Raw genomic sequence first — 22,617 nt, forward strand, 5'->3', positions numbered from 1 at the left:
CGTCACGGTCAGACCGCGACCGCCTCCGCCCTCTCCTCCTCGGCCTCCGCCTCCGCCTCGACCGCCGACCGGCCGCGCTTCTCGTACGCCGCCGCGCCGACCATCACCGCACCGCCCAGCGCCAGCCAGAGCGCCAGGGTCAGCACGTGCCCGCCGAGCCCGGCGCCGCCGTCGAAGTACAGGACGCTGCGGGCGCCCTCCAGGAATCCGGCGCCGGTCCAGAAGGCGTGCAGGGCACCGAAGAAGCCGTTCTGCAGCTCGGGCCGGTAGATGCCGCCCGAGGTGGTGAAGTTCAGCATCACGAACAGCACCGTCATCGTCAGCGTGGTCCACCGCTTCAGGAAGCTGTGCAGGCCGATGCCGATCGCGAGGACACCCGCCGAGTACAGCCAGCCGAGCGCCCAGACGGCTGCCAGGTCGTGGTCCACGACGTGGAAGACCGGCCCGGCGGTGCCGATGCCGATCACGCTCACCGCCAGCGAGACGGCGAGGCCGACCAGGGCCCGGGTCCGCATGCCGAGGGCGGCGCCGGCCGCGCCGATCACCGCGACGCTCGCGTAGGAGCCGATGCTGAGCGCGACCAGCAGGAAGAACAGGCCCTGGCCGGTCGGGTCGCCCTTGCCGGGCGTGGTGAGGTCGGTGACGGCCAGCGGCACGCCCTGCTGGTCGGTGACGTTCCGGAACACCGCCTCCGCCGCCATCGCGGAGGTGTCGGACCCGCCCTTGGCGACGATCAGTTCGGGGCTCCGGGCGTCCGGGAGGAACGCGCCGACCAGGTCGCGGTCGCGCAGCTGCTGCTCGGCGGCGTCCTTGGTCGCCAGGGTGCTGACGTCGAGCGCCGGGCCGGCCTTGGCCCGGACGGCGTCCGCCAGCCCCTGCGCCTGCGGGGAGGTGCCGACCACGGCGACCTTCAGGTGGTGCGGCTCGGGCTGGTGGAACGCCCCCTGGTAGGCGAGCGCCATGCCCAGGCACATCAGCAGCGGGGTGAGCAGGTGGACGGCGAGGTGCTTGAGCGCGTGCCCCGGGGTGGGCGCCGCGGCGGTGGTCTGGGGTGCACTCATGGCGTTCGTCTCATCCTCCGTTGCCGGGCATAGAAGATGGTAAATGCAACCATCTGGATGCAGTGTACAACCATTTCGAGGACGAGCGAAAGCCCGGGCCCACCCCCGCGCGGCCCGCCCGGCTCAGACCAGCTCGAACACCCCGTACGAGAACCCGTCCGCCCGGAGCTCTCCGTCGACCACCCGCACCCCCTGCACGTCCAGCGGCCGCACCGCGACCGGACCAGCCGCGCCACCCGACCGGACCGCACCGCCCCGACCGCCCGGCAGCGCCGACCCGAGCGGCACCCCGCCCGGCTCCCGCCGCGGATTGACCACCACCAGGTACCGTCCCGCCCGGGTGTACACCAGCGGGTAGCCGACGCTGCGGACCTCGACCGCACCGCCCGCCCCCAGGCCCGGATGGGCCCGCCGAAGCGCGATCAGGCGCCGGACGGTGTGCAGCAGCGAGGTCGGGTCGGCCCGCTGCGTGGCCACGTCCGGGCGGTGCGGGTCGGGGTCGACCGGCAGGTAGAGCCGCTCGGCGGGAGCGGTGGAGAAGCCGGCGTTCGCCCCGGGCTCCCACTGCATCGGCGTGCGCGAGCCGGCCCGGTTGTACCGCGGACCGAGCGTACTGCCCTCCACGTCGGGCAGGCCGGGAAGATAGCGCATGCCGATCTCGTCGCCGTAGTAGACCGCCGGCAGGGTGGGCCAGGTGAGCTGGAAGGCGAAGGCGGGGGCGAGCTGTTCGGCGGTCCGCGGGCCGGTGGCGAGCCGGGAGAAGTCGTGGTTCGCGGTGGGCAGCGCGATGTACCCGGCGCCCTCGGCGAGTTGGGCGGCGCCGCGCCAGGCGTCGAGGAAGACCCGCGGGGTGCCGCGGCCCTCGGCCTCGAAGTAGCAGGGGCCCTGCTTCCAGTACTCCTCGACCGTGCCGGTGCCGTTGTTCCACAGCGAGCGGAGCGGCAGGCCGTGGTCGGCGCCGCCGAACTGGAGGAAGAAGTCGGCGTGGAAACCGGCCGCGACGGCGGCGGCCGGGTCGCCCCACTCGGCGAGCAGCGCGGCCTGCGGGTGGGCGCGGTCGAGCCAGTCGCGCAGCTCGGCCCAGAGCTTGGAGGTCTCGACGAACCCGGGGTCGTCCTTGACCAGCGAGGAGGCCATGTCGACGCGGAACCCGGCCAGGCCGAGGTCCAGCCAGTGCGCCATGATCCCGCGCAGCGCGGCGCGGTTCGCGCGCGGACCGTCGGCGTCCACCGGCTGCCGCCAGGGCTGGTCGGAACGGCTCTGCGCGTAGCCGAAGTTGAGCGCCGGCTGGCAGTCGAAGAAGTTCGGCCGGTACCAGCCGGGGCGGCTGCCGGGCGAGGCGACGAAGCCGTCGACCGGCCGGTCCGACCAGATGTAGCGGTCGTCGTCCCGGTCCTCGGCGGCGGCCAGGAACCAGGGGTGCCGGTCGGAGGTGTGACCGGCGACCAGGTCGAGCAGGATCCGGATGCCCCGGCCGCGCGCCGCCTCGACCAGCGCGGCCAGGTCCTCGGTGGAGCCGTACCGGGGCGCGGGCGTGAGGTAGTCGCTCACGTCGTACCCGGCGTCCCGGAACGGCGAGGCGAAGCACGGGTTCAGCCAGACCGTGTCGACCCCGAGCCAGGCCAGGTGGTCCAGTCGGGCGGCGATGCCCGCGAAGTCCCCGATGCCGTCGCCGTCGGAGTCGGCGAAGGTCTGCGGGTAGATCTGGTACAGGACGGCGTCGGCCAGCCAGTCGGGGCCGGGGCGGGTCGAGGTCATGGGGTGGATCCTCCTACCGGGTGCCGGGGTCCGGAACCACCGATTCTCGTCCAATCCCGGCCGTCCCGACAGCCCCCCCTCCGCCGCCGCTCCCCCGGGGCCCGGGCCTTCCCCGGCGAACCGGCCCCGCCGCGCCTACCGGCCGCCCACGGCGCAGGCCCGGGTGAACACCCGCGCCCGCCGGGCGATCTCGGCCCAGTCCCCGGCCGCGACGGCCTCCGGCGCCACCACGTCCGTCCCCGCGCAGACCGCGAGCGCGCCCTGTGCCAGGAACTCCGCCGCGTTGCCCGCGTTGACGCCGCCGGAGGCGACCAGCGGGACGTCCGGGTAGGGGCCGCGGAGGTCCTTGAAGTAGCCGGGCCCGAAGGTCCGGGCCGGGAAGATCTTGACCGCCGCGGCGCCGAGGTCGACGGCCTGCGCGACCTCGGTGGGGGTGAGCGCGCCCAGCACGACCGGTACCCCGGCGGCGTGCCCGACCCGGGCCACCTCGGGCCGGCAGCCGGGCGTGACCAGGAAGGACGCGCCGGCGGCGATGCCGCGCTCGGCCTGCTCGGCGGTCAGCACCGTACCGACCCCGACCCGGTGACCGGCCTGCGCCGCCCTGAGCAGATGGTCCGTCACACCGGGTGTGGTGTAGGTGAATTCGGTCCAGGTGATGCCGCCCTCGGCGAGCGCGGCGCAGAGCGCGGCGGCGTCGGGTATCCGGGGGGCACGGACGACGGCGATCACCGGATCGGCGGCCAGCGCGGCACGCGCGTCCGCGAGGACGGAAGCGGCCGCGGGAACGGAAGCAGCCGCGGCAGCCGTCACGGGAACGGCATCGGAGACGAAGGGCGAAGGGCTCATGCGGCTCGGGTTCCTCGATCGGTTCGGCGCAGGGCGCGCCCGGGCCGGGCGCCCGTGGTGCGGCCCTGCTGGACGACGGCGGTGCCGTTGACGTAGACGTGCTCGATACCGGCGGCGGGCCGCCGGGGCTGTTCGAAGGTGGCGGTGTCCTGGACGCGTTCGGGGTCGAAGAGCACCAGGTCGGCGTGGAATCCGGGGGCGATCCGGCCGCGCCGGTCCAGCCGCAGCCGGGCGGCGGGCCGGCCGGTCATCCGGGCAACCGCCTGCTCCAGGGTCAGGACGCCCAACTCCCTGCTGTAGTGCGCGAGATAGCGGGGGAAGGTGCCCCAGGCCCGCGGGTGCGGCCGGGCCCCGACCAACAGGCCGTCGCTGCCGGCGGTGTGCGCGCGATGCCGCATGATCGCCCGGACGTTCTCCTCGTGGCCGACGTGCTGGAGGATGGTGGTGGCCAGCTCGTCCCGGCGCAGCAGGTCGAGGAAGACCTCCGTCCCGCTGCGGCCCTGCTCGGCGGCCAGCTCGGCGACGGTCCGGCCGACGGCCCCCGCCAGCTCCTGGTTCCGGACGCCGGAGAGCTGGATGGTCGCCCAGTCGGTGACCACCCCGTGGCAGCCGTCGCTGCCCTTCACCTCCACCTCGTACCGGATCCGCTCGCACGCGTCCGCCTCACCGAGCCGGGCCAGGGTGGCCTGCGGGCCGCCCTCGGTGGCCCAGCCGGGCAGCAGGGCGGCCAGTGTGGTGGAGCCGGGCAGGTAGGGGTAGCTGTCCAGGGTGAGGTCGATGCCGTCGGCGAGCGCCCGGTCGACCAGGTCGAGCAGTTCGCCCGCCCGCCCCTGGTTGACGCCGAAGTTCATCGTGGCGTGGGTCAGGTGCAGCGGGCAGCCGGACCGGCGGGCGATCTCCACCATCTCGGCGTAGCCCTCCAACGCCCCTGCTCCGTAGGACCGTTGGTGCGGTGCGTGGAATCCGCCGTACTCGGCGACGATCCGGCAGAGGGCGACCAGTTCGGCGGTGTCGGCGTACATCCCGGGCGTGTAGGTCAGGCCGCTGGAGAGGCCGACGGCGCCTTCGGCCAGGCCCTGGGCCAGCAGTTCGCGCATCCGGTCGAGCTCCCGGGCGCTCGGAGCCCGGTTCTCCCACCCCATGGCCAGCATCCGCAGCGAGCCGTGCGGGACGAGGTAGCAGGCGTTGACGGCCGGCCCGGTCCGGTCCAGCCGGTCCAGGTACTCGCCGACGGTGCGCCAGTCCCAGTCGAAGCCCTCCGGATCGCCGTTCCACCCGGCGATCTGGCGGCGCAGCGCGGGCAGCGTGCCGTCGTCGACCGGGGCGTAGGAGAGGCCGTCCTGGCCGAGGACTTCACAGGTGACGCCCTGGGTGACCTTGGCCGGGTGGTCGGGTTCGAGCAGCAGGGCCAGGTCGGAGTGGGCGTGCATGTCGATGAAGCCGGGGGCCAGTACCAGGCCGTCGGCGTCCACTTCGCGGGCGCCGCCGAGCCCGTGCCCGAGCTCGGCGATCCGCCCCCGCCCGATCCGGACGTCGGCCCGGTACCGGTCGGCGCCGGTGCCGTCGACGACGGTGGCCCCCTTGAAGACGAGGTCGTCGACCGGAGACTGATGAACCATCAGAAGTACGTCCTGATCAGTCCGGTGACCTTCGGATCGGCTGCGGAGGCGTCGTCCAGCACCGGGATCATCGCCCACTTGTCGAAGGCGGTGCACGGGTGGGACACCCCGAGCCGCAGTACCGCGCCGACCGGCGCGAGGTCGCCGGCGTCCCGCAGGAAGGCGTGCTGGTCGTTGAGCGCGGTGACCCGGGCCGCCGTGCCGGTCAGCACCGGTCCGCCCCGGACGAGTTGGGGCTCCGGCAGGCCCTCGTCGAAGGGCAGGTCGCGCTTGCCCGCGTCGAGCAGGGCCAGCTGCGGCTCCGGCCGGGAGACCACCCGGGCCCAGCCGTGCAGGGCGCCCCGGAAGGGCGTCGGACCGGCCCCCCGGGCCAGCGGGGAGATCCCCCGGTAGAAGCCGTCGTCGTGGGCGACGTAGGCACCCGAGCGCAGGACCACCGAGGCCTCCGGCAATGCGGCCAGCTCCTCGACCACCAGGTCGAAGTAGGCGCTGCCACCGGCCGTGACGATCGGCGGGGCACCGTCGGCGTAGCCGCCGGCCAGCCGTCCGTGCAGGTCGGCGAGGGCGCGCAGGTAGCCGCGGACGGTGGCCAGGCCGTCGGCGCCGGCGTCGTGGGCCAGTGCGCCCTCGTAGCCGCCGATCCCCGCCAGTCGCAGCGTCGGCGCGCGCAGCACCGCGGCGGCGACCTCGACGGCCGCGTCGACCCCGCGGGCGCCGGTCCGCCCGCCGGGGCCGCCGAGCTCGACCAGGACCTCGACCGGTCGTTCGGCACCGGCCGCGCGCAGCGCCTCGTCCATCAGCCGGACGCTCTCGGTGGAGTCCACCCAGGAGACGAAGGCGAACGACGAATCGGCGGCCAGCTCACCGGCGAGCCAGCCGAGCCCGGCCGGGTCGAGCAGGGTGTTGGCGAGCAGGATCCGCCGGACGCCGAACGCCCGCGCCACCCGGACCTGCGGCAGGTTGGCCAGGGTGATGCCGTGGCTGCCGGCGTCCAGTTGGGCCTGCCAGAGCGCCGGCGCCATCGTGGTCTTGCCGTGCGGGGCGAGGGCGACGCCCGCCTTGGCGCACCAGTCGGCCATCGTCCGCACATTGTGGTCGAGCGCGGCGGCGTCCAGGGTGAGCAGCGGGGTGCCGAAACCGGCGAGCGTGGGCCCGGTGGCGAGGTAGTCCCGCACGGTCGACCCCCACGCGGCGGGCGGCAGCGCCTTGAAGCGCCAGTCGAGCACCTCGTCGGCGAGGGCCGCGACCGCGCCGGTGTCGATGCCCGGTCCGGTGCCGCTGCTTACGAAGGTCTGGTCCACCGAGTTCTCCTTACGTGTTGCAACATGTGCAACGAGGGTTGCACATGCTGGCATCACGGTTCTAGCATCGGCGCCGGACGAAGGTCAACGGAAACGGTCAGCCGCAGCACACGAGGAGCCCACCAGATGCCCCGACAGGACGCCGCCGTGAGCTCGGGCACCCCTCCGCTCGACAGCCCGACGGCGGCCGGCCGGGCGGAGCCGGGCCCGACGGCGGCACCGGGCGGACCTTCGGCGCACGACGGCCCGGTGGCCCACGGCCAAGCGGCGGCGCGCCCGACGCCCGGGACCCCGACGGCGGTCTGCGTGGGCGAGTCGATGGCTGTCCTGCTGCCGGACCGGCCGGGCCCGCTGGAGGCGGTGGAGAACTTCCACCTCTCGGTCGGCGGCGCCGAGTCCAACGTGGCGGGCGCCCTGGCGGCGCTCGGCGTGTCGAGCGCCTGGATCAGCCGGGTGGGCGACGACGGCTTCGGCCGCCGCCTGGTCGGCGAGGTCGCCGCCCGCGGGGTGGACGTCTCGGCGGTCGCCGTCGACCCGCACCGCCCGACCGGCCTCTACCTCAAGGAGGTCGGCGGCTCCACCGGTGCCCGGCACGACCTCGGTCCCGGGCGCAGCCGGCTGCACTACCACCGGCGCGGCTCGGCCGCCGCCGCGCTCTCGCCCGCCCTGTTGGACGACCCGGCCGCCGTCCGCCTGCTCGCCGGTGCCCGGTTGCTGCACCTGTCCGGCATCACCGCTGCCCTGTCCGACGACTGCCTGGCCCTGCTGCGCGCCCTGCTCGCCGACCGCCGCCCCGGCCGGCTGACCAGCTTCGACCTGAACTGGCGCCCCGCGCTCTGGCTGGACCGCGACCCGGCCGTCCTCCCCCCGCTGCTGGACGCCGCCGATCTGCTGCTGCTCGGCGCCGACGAGGGCGAGGCCGCCTTCGGCACCGGCGACCCGCTGGCGCTGCGCCGCCGGTTCCCCTCCCCCGCCACCGTGGTGGTCAAGGACGCCGCCCGGACGGTCACCGCGCTGGAGCGGGACGGCGCGGCCGTCACCGAACCGGCCCTCGCCGTCGAGGTGGTCGAGGCCACCGGCGCGGGCGACGCCTTCGCGGCCGGCTACCTCGCGGCCACCGTCCGCGGCCTGGACCAGCGCCGCCGGCTGCGGCTCGGCCACCTCAGCGCCGCCTGCGCGCTGACCGCCCAAGGGGACCAGGCCGAACTGCCGCCCGAGCCGGTGGTCGCCGCACTGCTGAACGCCTCCCCCCGGGAGTGGGCCGCCACCCGGGTCTCCGCGGATGGCATCGTGTCCCCCGTACTGCCCGCGGCGGCGCCGCCCCGGCCGGTCCCGTCCGCGACGGCGGCGCCGGTGACCGGGGGCGGTGTCACCGACCCTCGACCGGCCGCCTCCCCGGCCCTTGGAGCACGATGAGCCAGACCGTCACCCGCGCCCTGCGCATCCTCGCCGAGCTCGGCGAGGGCGAGCGCTCGCTGGACCAGCTCGCCGAGGTGCTCGGCGTGCACAAGACCACGGTGCTGCGGCTGCTCCAGAGCCTCGAAGAGGAACGATTCGTCTACCGCGACCCGGCCTACCGCTACCACCTCGGTGCCGGCCTCTTCGCCCTCTCCGGCCTCGCCCTGGAGCAGCGCGGCGTCCGCCGGATCGCCGCGCCGCACCTGGCCGAGCTGAACGCCGCCACCGGCCAGACCGTGCACCTGGCCGCGTACGAGGGCGGGGAGGTCGTCTACATCGACAAGTACGACTCGCGCCACCCGGTCAGGATGTACTCGCGGATCGGCCTGCGGGCGGCCCTGCACAGCGCCGCCGTCTCCAAGGTGCTGCTCGCCGACCTGCCGGTGCCCGAGCGGCGCCGGGTGGTGGCCGGCATCGACTTCACCCCGCACACCGCCCGCACCCTGACCACTCCCGAGGCGCTGCTCGCCGAGCTGGAGAAGGTCGCGGCCCAGGGCTGGGCGCAGGACCACGCCGAGCACGAGGCCTTCATCAACTGCGTGGCGGCGCCGATCCGGGACGCCAGCGGGCGCGTCGTCGCCGCCGCCTCCATCTCCGTCCCCGACGTCGTCCTCCCCTACGAACAGGTGCTGGAGCTGCTGCCCCAGCTGCTCGCCACCGCCCGCGCCGTCTCCGCCGACTGCGGGCAGAACCCCCAGGCTCCCCAGACCGGCTGACCCGCCGAACCGGCCGGCCCCGCCGGCCCCGGACCAGCCGACCCGCCACCACCAACCGAGGAAGCCCATGAGCGACCAGAGCGACAAGACCGAGATCCGCACCGACGGCGCCCCCGCCCCGGCCTGGATGTTCTCCCAGGGCGTCCGCAAGGGCCCCATCCTCCAGGTCTCCGGCCAGGGCCCGCAGGACCCGGCCACCGGCGAGTACCTGCACCACGGCGACGTGAAGGCGCAGACCCGCCGCACGCTGGAGAACGTCAAGGCGATCGTGGAGGCCGGCGGCGCCACCATCGAGGACGTGGTGATGTTCCGCGTCTACCTGACCAAGCGGGCCGACTTCCCGCTGATGAACGAGGTCTACGCCGCGTTCATCGAGGAGAACATCGCGCCGGGCGGCGTGAAGCCCTGCCGCACCACGATCTTCGTCGAGCTGCCGCAGGAGCCGATGCTGGTCGAGATCGACGCACAGGCCGTGATCGGCTGACCGGCCACCGAGACGCACAGGCCGTGATCGGCTGACCCGCCTCGACACGACGCGCGGGGCCCGGACGAGCGTCCGGGCCCCGCGCGTTCCGCGCTCACCGCCCGGCGACTACCGCCTCCTCGGCGGCCGCTCCACCGCGCGCCACGACCCTGCCACCGGCGCCGGCCCCCCGCCGCTCCAGCGCGCCGGAGAGCAGCGCGACCCCCAGGGCGGCGGCGGCCATCAGCCCGCCCACCCAGTTCGGCGCGTCGTAGCCGAGCCCGGACGAGATGACCAGCCCGCCGAGCCAGGCGGCGAGCGCGTTGCCCAGGTTGAAGGCCGCGATGTTGGCGGCCGAGGCCAGCGTGGGCGCGCCGGCGGCCTGGTCCATCACCCGCTTCTGCAGCGGTGCGACGGTCGCGAAGCCGAACACGCCGATCAGCGGAATGGCGACGATCGCACCGACCCTGCTGTGCGAGGCGAGGGTGAAGGCGAAGAGCAGCACCGCCAGCACCGCCAGGATCACGTACAGGCTCCGCATCAGCGCGCGGTCGGCGAACCAGCCGCCGAGCAGGTTGCCGACGAACAGGCCGACGCCGAACAGGAAGAGCAGCCAGGTCACGCTGGAGGGGGCGAAGCCCGCCATCTCGGTCATCATCGGCGTGATGTAGGTGAACATCGCGAAGATGCCGCCCCAGCCGAGCACCGTCATGCTCAGCGCGAGCCAGATCTGCGGCTTGCGGAAGACGGCCAGCTCCGGGCCGAGCCGGGTGTCCTCGGCGCGCGGCTGGACGGGTACCAGGGCCGCGATGCCGGCGAAGCCGATCGCGCCGAGCGCCGCGACCACGAAGAAGGTGGAGCGCCAGCCGAAGTGCTGGCCGAGCAGGGTGCCCATCGGCACGCCGAGCACGTTGGCGGCGGTGAGCCCGGTGAACATCAGGGCGATGGCGCCGGCCCGCTTGTGCGGGGCGACGAGGTCGGCGGCGACCACCGAGCCGATGCCGAAGAAGGCGCCGTGCGCGAAGGCCGCGAGCACCCGGCCGACCAGCAGCGGACCGAAGGCGGGCGCGACGGCGGAGACCAGGTTGCCGGCGATGAACAGGCCCATCAGCATCAGCAGCATCCCCTTGCGGGGGATCCGGGTGCCGAGGACGGTGAGCAGCGGGCCGCCGATCACGACACCGAGTGCGTAGCCGGAGATGAGCAGGCCGGCGGTGGGGATGGACACCGAGAAGTCGCCGGCGACCTCGGGCAGCAGGCCCATGATCACGAACTCGGTGGTGCCGATGCCGAAGGCGCTGATCGCCAGCGCCAGGAGCGCGAGGGGCATGAGGGGACCGCTTTCCAGAGCGTACAGAAGCGTGCAGAAGATTGCGCGTGCAACTACCAGCGTCGACAATACGACCGAATGCCAGATACTTGCAAGCGCTCGCTATCTCCATCTGCAATCCATTGGACCCACGCACCCTCCATCGCGACCCGCGAACCACCCGCGCACGCCTTGCCCTCCCTCGGCGAAGTGATTAGGTTAGCCTCACCTAATCAACGGAGGTCGTCATGAGCCCCAGCCCCGTCGACGTCGAGGCGCCCGAACCCACCGCCGCCGAACGGGTCTGCAGCCTGCTCAGCGCCACCTCCTCCGTGGTGATCCGGGCCTGCGGCGAGTACCACGACCTGGACACCCCGGTCTCGGTGCACGGCTCCCGGCTGCGCCTGGGCGCACCGCTCGACTCGCCGCTCACCCTCGCCGTGACCCGCGAGCAGGACGGCCTGGCCGTCGTCCTGGACCTCACCGACATCGCCCCGGTCGCCGTCCGCGACCGCGTCCGCGGCCGTCTCACCCTGGCCGGCCGGCTGCACCTCGCCCACCTCGCCGACGACGGCCTCAGCGTCCACCTGCGGCTGGACGTCGCACACGCCGTCCTCTCCACCCCGTACGGCACCACCGCCCTCACCGGCGCCGACCTCGCCCTGGCCGCGCCCGACCCGCTGGCGCGCTTCGAGGCGGCGATGCTCACCCACCTCGCCGACGACCACCCGGACGCCCTCGCCCTGCTCACCCGGCTGCTGGACCGCGAGTTGCTCGTCGGACACCCCGACGTCCGCCCGCTGGCCCTCGACCGGCACGGCCTGGTGCTCCGTCTGGACCACCCCTACGGCCACCGCGACGTCCGCCTGGTCTTCCCCGAGCCGGCCCGCGACGCGGACGAGTTCGGCCACCGCGTGCACCAGCTGCTGACCGCCGCCAACAGCGACCTGCCCGCCCACCGGTCCTGACCCCCGCCGGGGCGGCCCATTCCTTTCACCGCGACCGCCGACCGAGAATTGACGGCCCGTCCGACCGCCGACGGGCCGTCGGAATATCCCGGAAGGCCCCCCAGGAAGGCCTTCCGGAAAGGCCTTCCGCACGACGGAACCGACCACTCGGAAACGCCGGACGGAAACCCTGCTCGCGGGGGGGCACCTGCCTGTCAGAAGGGCACGAAAAAGGCCGGCCCGGCTCGCGAAGGAAATTCGCGAGCCGGGCCGGCCAGGGCGTGTCCCGCGCCCATGATCCGCTGACGGTGCGGCGATCATCCGGTCGAGCGGTCACCCGACATGACCATCCCGGGCGGTCGTACGCCCCGCACCCAGCGGAAGTCCGACCTCAGGTCAGAGGGAGACGCCGTGCGCCCGCAGGTAGGCGATCGGGTCGATGTCCGAGCCGTACTCCGAGCCGGTGCGGATCTCGAAGTGCAGGTGCGGGCCGGTCACGTTGCCGGTGGCACCCGAGAGGCCGATCTGCTGGCCGGCGGTGACGGTCTGACCGATCTTCACACCGATCGAGGACAGGTGCGCGTACTCGGCGTAGTGGCCGTCGGCGAGCTTGATCTCGACCTCGTTGCCGTAGGCGCCGCCGTTGCCGGCCTTCACCACGGTGCCGGCGCCGACGGCGCGCAGCGGGGTGCCGGTGGAGGCGACGAAGTCGGCACCGGTGTGGTGACCGGAGGCCCACATCGAGCCGGCCACGCCGTAGGCGGTGCCGAGCTTCGGGTTGGCGAGGGGGGCGACGAAGCCCGAGGTGCTGGCCGCGGCGGCCGGCGCCGCGGGAGCGGCCGGAGCGGCCGGCGCCGCGGGAGCGGCCGGAGCGGCCGGCTTCGCGGCGGGGGCGGCCGGCTTGGCGGCCGGGGCCTCGGCGGGCTTGGCGGCCTGGACCGGCTTCGGGGCGGCGTGCTGGGCGGCCGGCTTCTGCGCGTCCTGCGAGACCTGCGGCTTGGCGGCCGGGGCGGCGGGCTTGGCGGCCTCGGCGGCGGCCGGAGCGGCGGCGGCCTTGGCACCCAGCGCGAGCTGCTGACCCGGGAAGATGAGGTTCGGGTTGGCGCCGACGACCGAGCGGTTGTGGTCGTAGAGGGCCTTCCAGCCACCCTCGACCTGCTTGGCGTCGGCGATCTTCGACAGGGTGTCCCCGCCGACGACCTTGTAGCTCTCCTCGGCCGGCGCGGCGGCCGGCTTGGCGGCCTCGGCGGCCGGCTTGGCGGCAGCGGCCGGCGCGGCGTCGACGCTGGTGGCGCCGGTCCAGGTGGAGGTCTGCGCGGGCTTGGCGGCCGGGGCGGTGTGGGCCTGGGCGCTGATGGTGGTCACCAGCGGGAGGGCGAAAGCGGCGCCGGTCACGGCGGTGGCGATGCCGATGCGGGCGGCGCGGGGCAGGGTGATACGACGAGCCTGTGCGGGCATGGCGAACTGTCCTCTCCGACGCCTGCGAGGTGAGCTGTCGGGTTCGGGCTGGAGTTGCCCGGCCGCATAGCGCGGCTTCACCCCAAGCCGGACCGTGAATTCCGGTCCGGCGACTTACCTTTGGGTCCCCCGCTCCTGCCGTACAGAGTTCGGTTCGTACCACCGGGCAGCGGCAGGACTAGGCGTTCCACCCGGTGGCCACCCGGTCCAATGCCGGGCGGTCGCTGAACTAAAACTCATCCGCCCGGGCGAAGCAATGTCGATCTCTTGAATCGACAACCACTCCCGGGAAGGCCGTGACACTCCGAATGATCGGCTGCACAGTATGTGCACAATCGATTCACCGCGTGCCACTGATCCACGACGCTCCGCCGATTTCGGTGTCCGTACGCATACGATCACCTACGGAAAGCCATCCGCCGACACACCCCCGGTGACCCTTGTCACGTCGCGTCCCGGAGCGCAGGATCAGGCGGTGGCCACCTCCGAGGCCGGCACCCTGCGCCTGGGCACCGCGCAGGGCCGCTGGGTACTACTGGCGACGGTGCTCGGCTCCAGCATGGCGATGCTCGACGGCACCGTCGTCAACGTCGCACTGCCCCGGATCGGCACCGATCTCGGCGCTCCGCTCGCCGCCCTGCAATGGACGCTCAACGCCTATCTGCTCACCCTGGCCGGCCTGATCCTGCTCGGCGGCGCGCTCGGTGACCGCTACGGCCGGCGCCGCGTCTTCCTGATCGGCGTGCTCTGGTTCGCCGCCGCCTCGGCGGCCTGCGCCGCGGCCCCCACCATCGAGGTACTGGTCGCCGCCCGCGCGGTGCAGGGCGTCGGCGGGGCGCTGCTGACCCCCGGCTCGCTGGCGATGCTCCAGGCGGTGTTCCACCCTGACGACCGCTCGGCGGCGGTCGGCCTCTGGTCCGGCCTCGGCGGGGTGTCCGCCGCGATCGGCCCGTTCCTCGGCGGCTGGCTGGTGGACGGCCCCGGCTGGCGGTGGATCTTCCTGTTGAACGTCCCGCTCGCCGCCCTGGTGGTCGCGGTGGCCTCCCGGCACGTCCCGGAGAGCCGGGACGAGAGCGCGACCGGCCGGTTCGACGTCCTCGGCGCGGCGCTGGCCGCGCTCGCGCTGGGCTCGGTCACCTACGCGCTGACCGCGGCGGGCGACGGGCTCTCGGCCGTGGTGTGGGTGTCCGGCGCGGCCGGCCTGCTGCTGGGCGCGGCCTTCGTGGTGGTCGAACGCCGCGTCCCGGAGCCGATGCTGCCGCTCGGCCTCTTCTCCTCCCGCCTGTTCACCGCGGTGAACCTGGTCACCCTCTGCGTCTACGCGGCGTTCAGCGGCGTCTTCTTCCTCCTGGTCGTCCAGCTGCAGATCGTCTCCGGCTTCTCCCCACTGGTCTCCGGGCTCGCCCTGCTGCCGATCACCGTGCTGATGCTCGCGCTGTCCGCCCGGGCCGGCCGGCTCGGCAAGCGGATCGGCCCGCGCCTCCCGCTCACCGTGGGGCCGCTGCTCTGCGCGACGGGGGTCCTGCTGATGCTGCGGATCGGCTCCGACGCCTCGTACTGGACGGACGTGCTGCCGGCCGCCACCGTGATGGGCTGCGGGATGGTCCTGCTGGTCGCGCCGCTGACCGCGACGGTGCTCGCGGCGGTGGAGGTCCGGCATGCCGGGATCGCCAGCGGCGTCAACAACGCCGCCGCCCGCGCGGCCGGGCTGCTCGCGGTGGCCGCCCTGCCGGCGCTGGCCGGGCTCAGCGGCGAGGCCTACCGGGTACCGGCCGCGGTGGACTCCGCCTTCCGGACCGCGATGCTGATCTGCGCAGGGCTGCTGGTCACCGGCGCGGTGACGGCGTTCACCACCGTCCGGGGCAATGTGCTGGCCCCCGAGGACCACCCGGTCGCCGAGCCGGACTGCACCTACGCCTGCGGCACCGCCCCTCCGCTGGATCCGGGCCATGCCGCCGCCGGACACGGCGAAGGCCCCGCCACCGGATCGGCGGCGGGGCCCACGAAGACCTGAGGCAACGTCAGAGGATGTCGCCCGGGGCGTACTTGGCGGCGTCGGGGTAGGCGGCCGCGACGGCCTCGACCTGGCGGACCACCTCGGCGACCTGGGCACCGGCCGCGCCGGTGAAGGAGAGCCGGTCGGCCAGCAGCGCGTCCAGCCCGGCCCGGTCCAGCGGGATCCGCGCGTCCGCCGCCAGACGGTCCAGCAGCTCGTTCTCCCGCGCGCCGGCCCGCATCGCCAGCGCCGAGGCGACGGCGTGCTCCTTGATGACCTCGTGCCCGGTCTCCCGGCCGACGCCCGCCCGCACCGCGCCCATCAGCACCTTGGTGGTGGCCAGGAACGGCAGGTAGCGGTCCAGCTCGGCCTCGATCACGGCGGGGAAGGCGCCGAACTCGTCGAGGACGGTCAGGAAGGTCTCCAGCAGGCCGTCGAAGGCGAAGAAGGCGTCCGGCAGCGCGACCCGGCGGACCACCGAGCAGGAGACGTCGCCCTCGTTCCACTGGTCGCCGCCCAGCTCGGCGGTCATCGAGGCGTACCCGCGCAGGATGACGGCCAGGCCGTTGACGCGCTCGCAGGAGCGGGTGTTCATCTTGTGCGGCATCGCGGAAGAACCGACCTGGCCCTCCTTGAACCCCTCGGTGACCAGCTCGTGGCCGGCCATCAGGCGGATCGTCTTGGCCAGGCTGGACGGCCCGGCCGAGAGCTGGACGAGGGCGGTGAGCACCTCGAAGTCCAGCGAGCGCGGGTAGACCTGGCCGACGCTGGTCAGCACGTGGTCGAAGCCGAGGTGACCGGCCACCCGGCGCTCCAGCTCGGCGAGCTTGTCGGTGTCGCCGCCGAGCAGGTCCAGCATGTCCTGGGCGGTGCCGACCGGGCCCTTGATCCCGCGCAGCGGGTAGCGGGCGATCAGCTCCTCCAGCCGGCGGAAGGCGACCAGCACCTCGTCGGCGACGGTCGCGAAGCGCTTGCCCAGGGTGGTGGCCTGCGCGGCGACGTTGTGCGACCGGCCGGCCATGACCAGCTCGGAGTGCTGGGCGGCGAGCCGGCCCAGGCGGACCAGCACGGCGACCGTGCGGTCGCGGACGTGCTCCAGCGACTGGCGGATCTGCAGCTGCTCGACGTTCTCGGTCAGGTCCCGGGAGGTCATGCCCTTGTGGATCTGCTCGTGGCCGGCGAGGTCGCTGAACTCCTCGATCCGCGCCTTCACGTCGTGCCGGGTGACCCGCTCGCGGGCGGCGATCGAACCGAGGTCGACCTGGTCGATCACCCGCTCGTAGTCGGCGACGGCGCCCGCGGGCACCTCCACGCCGAGGTCCTGCTGGGCCTTCAGGACGGCGAGCCACAGGTGGCGCTCAAGGACCACCTTGTGCTCGGGGGACCACAGCTGGGCCAGGGTCGCCGAGGCGTACCGGGAGGCCAGGACATTGGGGATCTGGGGCTTCGCGCTCACGCTTCGCAAGCCTAACAGCCGAGGTCAGCGCGAGCGGCGGCGGACCGGGCGCTGCCGCCTCCCGCGCCCGCCCCGGCCGATCGCCGTACCGCTGTGCCGCTGTGCCGCTGTGCCGCCGAACCGCTACACCGTGCCGGGCGAGCGCCCGGCGAGGACCGGCAGCACCTGCGCGCAGATCGAGTGCAGCGAGATCCGCTGCTCGTCCGTCATCGCCTCGAAGGCCTGGTGGGTACGGCTCATCTCGCCGCGGATCAGCCCGAGGATCTCGCGGCCCTGCTCGGTGATCACCACGATCTTGACCCGCCGGTCCCCGGCCGCCGCCTCGCGGTTGGCCAGGCCGAGCGACTCCAGCCGGTCGACGATCCCCGTCACGTTGGAGGCGTCGCAGCCCAGCCGGCCGGCCAGCGCGCGCATCGGTACCGGCTCCTGCACCGCACCGAGCGCCTTCGCCTGGGAGGAGGAGAGACCGTGCCGGGCCGCGGCTCCCGCGAAGTCCTGGAAGTAGGCGGCGCCGACGGCGGCCAACGCCTCCATCAACTCGGCGTTGGTCGGTACGGTCGTCGTCGCTGTCGAACCCATGGGGCCAGCGTACGACCGAGTGCTTCACCAACTCAAGCTTTGACCGGGGCAAAAGTCCGCAGGTCAACCGCTCGGCCCCGGAAGGGCCCCCGGACGGCCCCCGGGCACCCGACCGGTCGCCCTCAGAGCACCAGCTGGTCGAAGAGCCGCCGCAGCTCGGCCTCCGGGTCACCGGTCAGCCCGGTGTGCACCGGTCCCGGCTGGACGATGGCACTGCGCGGCGCCGTCAGCCAGCGGAACCGCTGCCCCGGACTGTCGCCCGCCGCCGGACCGGCCGCGGGCCCGCCCGCGCAGACCGCCTCGATCCCGTGCAACGCCCGCCGCACCCCGGCGACGTCCGCCACCGGGTCGAGCGCCAGCAGCCGGGCCTGGTCCAGATGGGTCCGCGCGCCCAGGTGCGCACTCTGCCGGCAGTACAGCAGCACCCCGACGTTGACGCACTCGCCGCGCTCGACCCGGGGCACCGCCCGGATCACCGCGTACTCGTAGTCGTGCAGCTCGACGGCCGGCGGGGCCGGCGTCACGGACTCGCTCATGCGGAGACCTCCGGCAGCCAGTCACGCGGACCGGCCAGTCGCCCGGTCAGCTGGGAGCGGTACGCGGCGCGCACCGCCTCGGGCGAGTCGAAGCCCGGCTCGTCCACCAGCCAGACGTCCGGGATCTGCGCCACCGCCGCCTCCACCGCCGCCTCGGCGAGCGGCGCGAGCACCTTGTCCGCGGCCACCAGATCGGGCTCCGCGCGCAACAGCGCGTGGTCGGAGGCGTCGTACGGGCGGCGGATCCAGCCGGCCGCGCCCGCCCAGTGGTGATGGAAGATCAGGCTGGCGCCGTGGTCGATCAGCCGCAGCCCGCCGGTGGCCACCAGCAGGTTGGGGTTGCGCCACGAGCGGTCGACGTTGCCGATCAGGGCGTCGAACCAGAGCACCTGCCCGGCCAGCCCGGCGTCCACCTCGAAGCAGAGCGGGTCGAAGTTGAGCGCCCCGCTGACGAAGGCCATCCCGAGGTTGCGGCCGCCACTGGCCCGCATCTGGTCCTGGATCTGCGGGTCCGGCTCGCTGCGGGCCAGCACCGGGTCGAGGTCCACCGTGACCAACTCCGGTACCGGCAGGCCGAGCCGGCGGCCCAGCTCACCGGCCAGCACCTCCGCCACCAGCGCTTTGCGGCCCTGCGCGGCGCCGACCCATTTCAGGGCGTACAGCCGCCGGTCGTCGGCCTCGACCAGGCCCGGCATCGAGCCGCCTTCTCGCAGTGGCGTCACATAACGGACCGCCGTCACCTCGGGGAGCACGCCGGACAGCCTATCGGGCATATGCGCGGACCGGGCGCCGCGTGCCGTCTCCGCCCGGCGCGGGCCTGCGCCATCCGCGCCGTCCGGTGGCAGCGCCCGCTCCGCCGTGCGAGTGTGGCTCAGAGTAGTGGGGACCTTGCACGGTACGAACTGCACTGTAAGGGATGAACGATGGAACGAGCTCGGATCCTGATCGTGGGCGGTGGCTTCGCCGGACTGGAGTGCGCTCGCCGGCTCGAACGCAAGCTCACGCCCTCGGAGGCGGAGATCTCGCTGGTCACGCCGTTCAGCTATCAGCTCTATCTGCCGCTGCTCCCGCACGTGGCGGCCGGGGTGCTGACCCCGCAGTCGGTCGCGGTCTCGCTCCGCCGGACGCTGCGCCGCACCCACATCGTCCCCGGCGGCGCGATCGGCGTCGACCCGCGTTCCAAGGTCTGCGTGGTCCGCAAGATCACCGACGAGGTGGTCGCGCAGAAGTACGACTACCTGGTGCTCGCGCCCGGCAGCGTGACCCGCACCTTCGACATCCCGGGCCTGACCGACTACGCGCGCGGCATGAAGACGCTCGCCGAGGCGACCTACGTCCGCGACCACGTCATCGCCCAACTCGACCTCGCCTCCGCCACCCTGGACCAGCGGGAGCGCGAGTCCCGGCTCCAGTTCGTGGTGGTCGGCGGCGGCTACGCAGGCACCGAGACCGCCGCCTGCCTCCAGCGGCTGACCACCGCGGCCGCCCGGCGCTACCCGCGGCTGGACGCCCGGCAGATCAAGTGGCACCTGATCGACATCGCCCCGAAGCTGATGCCGGAGCTCGGCGACGCCCTCGGCGTCGCCGCCCTGGAGGTGCTGCGCGAGCGCGGCATCGAGGTCTCGCTGGGCGTCTCGGTGGCCGAAGTGGGCGCCGAGTCGGTCAAGTTCACCGACGGCCGGGTGCTCCCCTGCCGGACGCTGATCTGGACGGCCGGCGTCGCGGCCAGCCCGCTGATCGGCACCCTGGACGCCGAGACGGTCCGCGGCCGGATCGCGGTCACCGCGGAGATGCGGGTTCCGCAGTTCGAGGGCGTCTTCGCACTCGGCGACGCCGCCGCCGTCCCGGACCTCGCGAAGGGCGACGGCGCGGTCTGCCCGCCCACCGCCCAGCACTCCGCCCGCCAGGGCCGGGCGGTGGCCAACAACGTGATCGCCGCACTGCGCAACCAGCCGCTGGAGCCCTACTACCACAAGGACCTGGGCCTGGTGGTGGACCTCGGCGGCAAGGACGCGGTCTCCAAGCCGGTCGGCGTCGAACTGCGCGGCGTCCCCGCCCAGGTGGTCGCCCGCGGCTACCACCTGATGGCGATGCGCACCAACGTGGCGAAGTTCCGGGTCGGCGCCAACTGGCTGCTCAACGCCACCGCCGGCGACGACTTCGTCCGGACCGGCTTCCTGGCCCGCCAGCCCGCCCGGCTGCGGGACTTCGAGTACACCGACGCCTATCTGACGAAGGACCAGGTGCGCGCGCACGCCGAGGCGCTGCTCGCCAAGGGCTGACCCGCCGCGGCCGGTCCCCGTTCCCCCACTCGGGCCCGGGGACGGGGACCGGCCGCGCCGCGCGCTACCGCGCGGTGAGGTACATCCCGCTCGCGTCCTTGCCGGCCGTGTTGCGGCAGCCGTAGTTGCCGGTCGGCCGCGCGTACAGCAGGGTCAGGCACTGCCCGAGGGCCTGCTGGCCGTAGTAGTTCGGGTGCATCGACTCCTGGATCGTGCCCTGCGAGGCGCTGAGCCCGCCGTCGACGAACCGCGCCCACTCACTCGTGGTGGCGGACGGCGCGCTGCTCGAACTCGCCTGCTTGGTGGCCTTGGAGCAGACCTCGCGCCCCTGCAGCATGTCCGCCAGGTCCAGGAACTGCGCCCCCTTCGCGGCGGCGACCCCGGCCAGCGCCCGCGAGATCTGCGGCACCAGCGAGTCCCGGGCCCAGTCCGCGTCGCCGTTCCAGAACGGACAGCCGCCGGTGTCGGACCGGCTCCAGCCGCTCTCCGGGTAGCGCATCTCGGCGCCGCGCGGGATCGGCGAGGGGTAGGACTGCAGCACGACCCGGTAGTCCCCGGTCGCGTAGCCCGCACCGGCCATCACGGTCCGGATCTCGTCCAGCGCCTTGCCGACCCCCGCCATCGCGCCGGGCATCCGGGAGTCGATCTCGTTCTGCTGGTCGTCGTGGCAGTAGGAGTACCAGACGAGGTAGTCCGTGACGCAGCTCTGGATCACGTCGGCGAAGCCGAGGTCGTTCCCGCCGATCGAGAGCGTGATCAGCTTGACGTTGTACTGCCGCGCCACGGAGGCGAGCTGGTCGGCCTGCGGCGCCTCGCCCTTGAAGGACTGGCCGCCGTTGGCGGCCCGGAAGACATTGGCGGCGACGGCCCCCGAGCAGGCCAGGTTCAGCTGGGTCTGGGTCACGGTCGGGGCGCTGCGCACCTCGGCGACGTCCGAGCGGTCGCACCCGCTGGCATACGTCGCGCCGTAGACCCCGCTCGGGTCGTAGGCGCTGCCGGTCCAGGCCCGGTCGGTACCGGACCGGCTTCCGCCGGTGACGACCGAGTTGCCCTTCCAGCGGCCGGCCTCGCCGGAGATGTAGCTGTCCCCCAGGGTGACGCTGGCGGTGGGCCCGGCCGGCACCGCGCCGGCGGCCGCGGCCGGTGCGGCGGCGCCGGCGACCAGGCCGGCCGCGCCGAGCGGCAGGGCGAGGGCGGCGGCGAGCAGCCGCCGGGTGAGGCGGGTGGTTCTGCGAGTGATGCTCGAACGGTTTTCGGGCACGGCGGAACTCCTGCGGTCGGTCTCGTCCGCACGGTGGGGGCGGGGAGACGCGGAGGTGAGGGTGGGCCGCCGGCCGGTGGCGCGATGAAGATGACATGCTCGCGCTTGTTACCGCTAGGTATCTGCACCAGGTTTCTCACTCTGTTACCGACCGGTTCAGATCGGTCGTGCACAGGATTCCCGGCCTGTTGCCGACCGGTTCAGATCAGTCGCGAACCGGCACCGTCCGCTCCGAGCACGGCCGCCAGATCGTCGGCCAGCCGCCGTGCCTCGGCCGGATCGAGCCGGGCGACGGTGATCCGCAGCCCCGGCGCGGACTGCAGGCGGAACCGCGCGCCCGGCGCCACGACCCAGCCGCGCTGCACCAGCGCGGCGAGCGCGCCGGTCTCGTCCGGGACGGGCACCCAGACGTTCAGCCCGCTCGCGCCGTGCGCCTCGATGCCACGGGCGGCCAGCTCCCCCCGCAGGGCGTCCCGGCGCGCCCGGTAGGCGGCGGCCACCCGCGCGGCCGGCGCCGCGTCGGTGCGCCACAGCTCGGCGACCGTGCCCTGCAGCAGATGGCTGACCCAGCCGGCCCCGAGCCGCTGACGGCCCTGCACCCGGCCGATGGTGTCGGCGTCCCCGACCGCGAAGGAGAGCCGCAGGTCCGGCCCGTAGGCCTTGGCCGCCGAGCGCACCACCACCCAGTGCTCGGAGCCGGCCCCGACCAGCGAGTGGAAGGGCTGGTCGACCATGCCGTGGCCGTGGTCGTCCTCGATCAGCAGCACCCCGGGATGGCCCGCCAGCACCGCCCGCAGCGCGGCCGCCCGGGCGGCGGTGACTACCGCGCCGGTCGGGTTCTGCGCGCGGCTGGTGACGACCACCGCGCGGGCCCCGGCCGCCAGCGCCTCGGCGAGCGCCTCCGGCAGCGGCCCCTCGTCGTCCAGCCGGACGGGAGCGGGCCGCAGTCCGAGGGCGGGCAGCAGGTCCATCAGGCTCCCCCACCCCGGGTCCTCGACGGCGACGGCGTCCCCGGGGCGCAGCCGGGTGGCGAGGATCCGCTCGATGGTGTCGAGCGAGCCGGAGTTGATGGCGATCGGCGCGTGGGGCAGGCCGTCGGCGCGGAAGCCCGCACCGGCGAGGGCCAGGAGCCCCGGATCGGCGGAGGGGCGACCGTAGAGCACCGGGTCGCGGCGGGCGGCCTCGGCCGCGGCGGCGAGGGCCGGGGTGAGGTCGGGGAGCAGCGCCGGGTCGGGGTTGCCGTTGGAGAGGTCCCGGGCGTCCGGCGGGACGGGCACCCGGATCTGGTCGCGCGGAGTGAGCGCCGGCCGCGGGCGGATCCGGCTGCCCTTGCGGCCGGCGGTCTCGATCACCCCCCGGTCGCGGAGCAGCCGGTAGGCGGCGGCGACGGTGTTGGGGTTGACGCCGAGTTCGGCGGCCAGGTCGCGCAGCGGGGGCAGTGCGGTGCCGGGCGCGAGCCGCCCGCTGCTGACGCCCTGCTCGACGTCGGCCGCGATCTCGCTGGCGCGCCGTCCCTTGATCGGATAGTCTCCTAGCACAAAAGAGATTATGCACTAGTACATAGAGGTTGT

General features: G+C 74.0%; 19 protein-coding genes and 1 riboswitch. Of the genes, 6 read left to right on the forward strand and 13 right to left on the reverse strand.

Annotation, left to right across the window (positions count from 1 at the left end):
• Nucleotides 1-8 precede the first annotated feature (8 nt).
• From ACZ34W_RS23865 to ACZ34W_RS23885, 5 genes are all read right to left on the reverse strand, one after another.
• Nucleotides 9-1,061 carry an ABC transporter permease gene (locus ACZ34W_RS23865; RefSeq protein WP_465606867.1) on the reverse strand — a complete coding sequence of 351 codons (1,053 nt, stop codon included), beginning with the start codon at nucleotides 1,059-1,061 and terminating at the stop codon, nucleotides 9-11.
• A gap of 123 nt (nucleotides 1,062-1,184) precedes the next feature.
• Nucleotides 1,185-2,819 (reverse strand): alpha-amylase family glycosyl hydrolase, encoded by a 1,635-nt coding sequence (locus tag ACZ34W_RS23870; RefSeq protein WP_465606869.1) that lies wholly within the window; start codon nucleotides 2,817-2,819, stop codon nucleotides 1,185-1,187.
• A gap of 135 nt (nucleotides 2,820-2,954) precedes the next feature.
• Entirely contained in the window at nucleotides 2,955-3,665 is a 711-nt protein-coding gene (locus ACZ34W_RS23875; protein WP_465606871.1) for a bifunctional 4-hydroxy-2-oxoglutarate aldolase/2-dehydro-3-deoxy-phosphogluconate aldolase, read from the reverse strand.
• On the reverse strand, nucleotides 3,662-5,284 hold the full coding sequence (locus ACZ34W_RS23880) for an N-acyl-D-amino-acid deacylase family protein (RefSeq protein WP_465606873.1): 1,623 nt from the start codon (nucleotides 5,282-5,284) through the stop codon (nucleotides 3,662-3,664). The genes ACZ34W_RS23875 and ACZ34W_RS23880 overlap by 4 nt, the downstream gene beginning before the upstream one ends.
• Nucleotides 5,284-6,585 carry an alanine racemase gene (locus tag ACZ34W_RS23885; protein WP_465606875.1) on the reverse strand — a complete coding sequence of 434 codons (1,302 nt, stop codon included), beginning with the start codon at nucleotides 6,583-6,585 and terminating at the stop codon, nucleotides 5,284-5,286. Before ACZ34W_RS23885 ends, ACZ34W_RS23880 begins: the two co-directional genes overlap by 1 nt.
• 126 nt (nucleotides 6,586-6,711) lie before the next feature.
• On the opposite strand from ACZ34W_RS23885, the gene ACZ34W_RS23890 reads away from it, so the two are divergent.
• The 3 genes from ACZ34W_RS23890 to ACZ34W_RS23900 all read left to right on the forward strand — a co-directional run bounded on the left by ACZ34W_RS23890 (nucleotide 6,712) and on the right by ACZ34W_RS23900 (nucleotide 9,243).
• A complete protein-coding gene (locus ACZ34W_RS23890; RefSeq protein ID WP_465606877.1) occupies nucleotides 6,712-8,001 on the forward strand; it encodes a sugar kinase in 1,290 nt (429 codons plus the stop codon).
• Nucleotides 7,998-8,759, forward strand: a complete 762-nt coding sequence (locus ACZ34W_RS23895; RefSeq protein ID WP_329490902.1) for an IclR family transcriptional regulator — start codon at nucleotides 7,998-8,000, stop codon at nucleotides 8,757-8,759. The genes ACZ34W_RS23890 and ACZ34W_RS23895 overlap by 4 nt, the downstream gene beginning before the upstream one ends.
• 67 nt (nucleotides 8,760-8,826) lie before the next feature.
• On the forward strand, nucleotides 8,827-9,243 hold the full coding sequence (locus tag ACZ34W_RS23900; protein WP_329490901.1) for a RidA family protein: 417 nt from the start codon (nucleotides 8,827-8,829) through the stop codon (nucleotides 9,241-9,243).
• A gap of 94 nt (nucleotides 9,244-9,337) precedes the next feature.
• Here the strand turns inward: ACZ34W_RS23900 and ACZ34W_RS23905 are convergent, their stop codons facing one another.
• Nucleotides 9,338-10,552 (reverse strand): MFS transporter, encoded by a 1,215-nt coding sequence (locus ACZ34W_RS23905; protein ID WP_465606880.1) that lies wholly within the window; start codon nucleotides 10,550-10,552, stop codon nucleotides 9,338-9,340.
• Between the two features lie 227 nt (nucleotides 10,553-10,779).
• On the opposite strand from ACZ34W_RS23905, the gene ACZ34W_RS23910 reads away from it, so the two are divergent.
• The gene (locus tag ACZ34W_RS23910) at nucleotides 10,780-11,499 is read left to right on the forward strand and encodes a DUF2470 domain-containing protein (RefSeq protein ID WP_329490899.1); all 720 of its coding nucleotides are present in this window, start codon (nucleotides 10,780-10,782) and stop codon (nucleotides 11,497-11,499) included.
• A gap of 375 nt (nucleotides 11,500-11,874) precedes the next feature.
• Here the strand turns inward: ACZ34W_RS23910 and ACZ34W_RS23915 are convergent, their stop codons facing one another.
• Nucleotides 11,875-12,936 carry a M23 family metallopeptidase gene (locus ACZ34W_RS23915; protein ID WP_465606883.1) on the reverse strand — a complete coding sequence of 354 codons (1,062 nt, stop codon included), beginning with the start codon at nucleotides 12,934-12,936 and terminating at the stop codon, nucleotides 11,875-11,877.
• A gap of 4 nt (nucleotides 12,937-12,940) precedes the next feature.
• Nucleotides 12,941-13,101, reverse strand: a riboswitch (cyclic di-AMP (ydaO/yuaA leader).
• A 310-nt stretch (nucleotides 13,102-13,411) separates the two neighbouring features.
• On the opposite strand from ACZ34W_RS23915, the gene ACZ34W_RS23920 reads away from it, so the two are divergent.
• The gene (locus ACZ34W_RS23920) at nucleotides 13,412-14,950 is read left to right on the forward strand and encodes an MFS transporter (RefSeq protein WP_465606885.1); all 1,539 of its coding nucleotides are present in this window, start codon (nucleotides 13,412-13,414) and stop codon (nucleotides 14,948-14,950) included.
• Nucleotides 14,951-14,957: 7 nt separating this feature from the next.
• Here the strand turns inward: ACZ34W_RS23920 and purB are convergent, their stop codons facing one another.
• From purB to ACZ34W_RS23940, 4 genes are all read right to left on the reverse strand, one after another.
• Nucleotides 14,958-16,388, reverse strand: coding sequence for an adenylosuccinate lyase (purB, locus tag ACZ34W_RS23925; RefSeq protein WP_329490896.1), 1,431 nt, complete (start codon nucleotides 16,386-16,388; stop codon nucleotides 14,958-14,960).
• 123 nt (nucleotides 16,389-16,511) lie between these two features.
• Nucleotides 16,512-16,967 (reverse strand): MarR family winged helix-turn-helix transcriptional regulator, encoded by a 456-nt coding sequence (locus ACZ34W_RS23930; RefSeq protein WP_329490895.1) that lies wholly within the window; start codon nucleotides 16,965-16,967, stop codon nucleotides 16,512-16,514.
• Between the two features lie 122 nt (nucleotides 16,968-17,089).
• Nucleotides 17,090-17,503, reverse strand: coding sequence for a DUF3037 domain-containing protein (locus ACZ34W_RS23935; protein WP_329490894.1), 414 nt, complete (start codon nucleotides 17,501-17,503; stop codon nucleotides 17,090-17,092).
• On the reverse strand, nucleotides 17,500-18,255 hold the full coding sequence (locus tag ACZ34W_RS23940; protein ID WP_465606888.1) for a HipA family kinase: 756 nt from the start codon (nucleotides 18,253-18,255) through the stop codon (nucleotides 17,500-17,502). The genes ACZ34W_RS23935 and ACZ34W_RS23940 overlap by 4 nt, the downstream gene beginning before the upstream one ends.
• Nucleotides 18,256-18,426: 171 nt before the next feature.
• On the opposite strand from ACZ34W_RS23940, the gene ACZ34W_RS23945 reads away from it, so the two are divergent.
• Nucleotides 18,427-19,785: an NAD(P)/FAD-dependent oxidoreductase gene (locus ACZ34W_RS23945; protein ID WP_329490892.1), complete on the forward strand. Its 1,359-nt coding sequence runs from the start codon at nucleotides 18,427-18,429 to the stop codon at nucleotides 19,783-19,785.
• Nucleotides 19,786-19,849: 64 nt separating this feature from the next.
• Here the strand turns inward: ACZ34W_RS23945 and ACZ34W_RS23950 are convergent, their stop codons facing one another.
• Complete coding sequence (locus ACZ34W_RS23950; protein WP_465606891.1) at nucleotides 19,850-21,046, reverse strand: GDSL-type esterase/lipase family protein; 1,197 nt, start codon at nucleotides 21,044-21,046, stop codon at nucleotides 19,850-19,852.
• A gap of 200 nt (nucleotides 21,047-21,246) precedes the next feature.
• Nucleotides 21,247-22,584 (reverse strand): aminotransferase class I/II-fold pyridoxal phosphate-dependent enzyme, encoded by a 1,338-nt coding sequence (locus tag ACZ34W_RS23955; protein WP_465606893.1) that lies wholly within the window; start codon nucleotides 22,582-22,584, stop codon nucleotides 21,247-21,249.
• Nucleotides 22,585-22,617: the final 33 nt, after the last annotated feature.

The sequence above is a fragment of the Kitasatospora sp. NPDC022856 genome (assembly GCF_055561235.1).

Excerpts from the sequence above, each read along its gene's own strand:
- ACZ34W_RS23865 (WP_465606867.1), bottom strand. The coding sequence starts at position 1,061 with ATGAGTGCACCCCAGACCACCGCCGCGGCGCCCACCCCGGGGCACGCG.
- ACZ34W_RS23870 (WP_465606869.1), bottom strand. The coding sequence starts at position 2,819 with ATGACCTCGACCCGCCCCGGCCCCGACTGGCTGGCCGACGCCGTCCTG.
- ACZ34W_RS23875 (WP_465606871.1), bottom strand. The coding sequence starts at position 3,665 with ATGAGCCCTTCGCCCTTCGTCTCCGATGCCGTTCCCGTGACGGCTGCC.
- ACZ34W_RS23880 (WP_465606873.1), bottom strand. The coding sequence starts at position 5,284 with ATGGTTCATCAGTCTCCGGTCGACGACCTCGTCTTCAAGGGGGCCACC.
- ACZ34W_RS23890 (WP_465606877.1), top strand. The coding sequence starts at position 6,712 with ATGCCCCGACAGGACGCCGCCGTGAGCTCGGGCACCCCTCCGCTCGAC.
- ACZ34W_RS23895 (WP_329490902.1), top strand. The coding sequence starts at position 7,998 with ATGAGCCAGACCGTCACCCGCGCCCTGCGCATCCTCGCCGAGCTCGGC.
- ACZ34W_RS23900 (WP_329490901.1), top strand. The coding sequence starts at position 8,827 with ATGAGCGACCAGAGCGACAAGACCGAGATCCGCACCGACGGCGCCCCC.
- ACZ34W_RS23905 (WP_465606880.1), bottom strand. The coding sequence starts at position 10,552 with ATGCCCCTCGCGCTCCTGGCGCTGGCGATCAGCGCCTTCGGCATCGGC.
- ACZ34W_RS23910 (WP_329490899.1), top strand. The coding sequence starts at position 10,780 with ATGAGCCCCAGCCCCGTCGACGTCGAGGCGCCCGAACCCACCGCCGCC.
- ACZ34W_RS23915 (WP_465606883.1), bottom strand. The coding sequence starts at position 12,936 with ATGCCCGCACAGGCTCGTCGTATCACCCTGCCCCGCGCCGCCCGCATC.
- ACZ34W_RS23930 (WP_329490895.1), bottom strand. The coding sequence starts at position 16,967 with ATGGGTTCGACAGCGACGACGACCGTACCGACCAACGCCGAGTTGATG.
- ACZ34W_RS23935 (WP_329490894.1), bottom strand. The coding sequence starts at position 17,503 with ATGAGCGAGTCCGTGACGCCGGCCCCGCCGGCCGTCGAGCTGCACGAC.
- ACZ34W_RS23945 (WP_329490892.1), top strand. The coding sequence starts at position 18,427 with ATGGAACGAGCTCGGATCCTGATCGTGGGCGGTGGCTTCGCCGGACTG.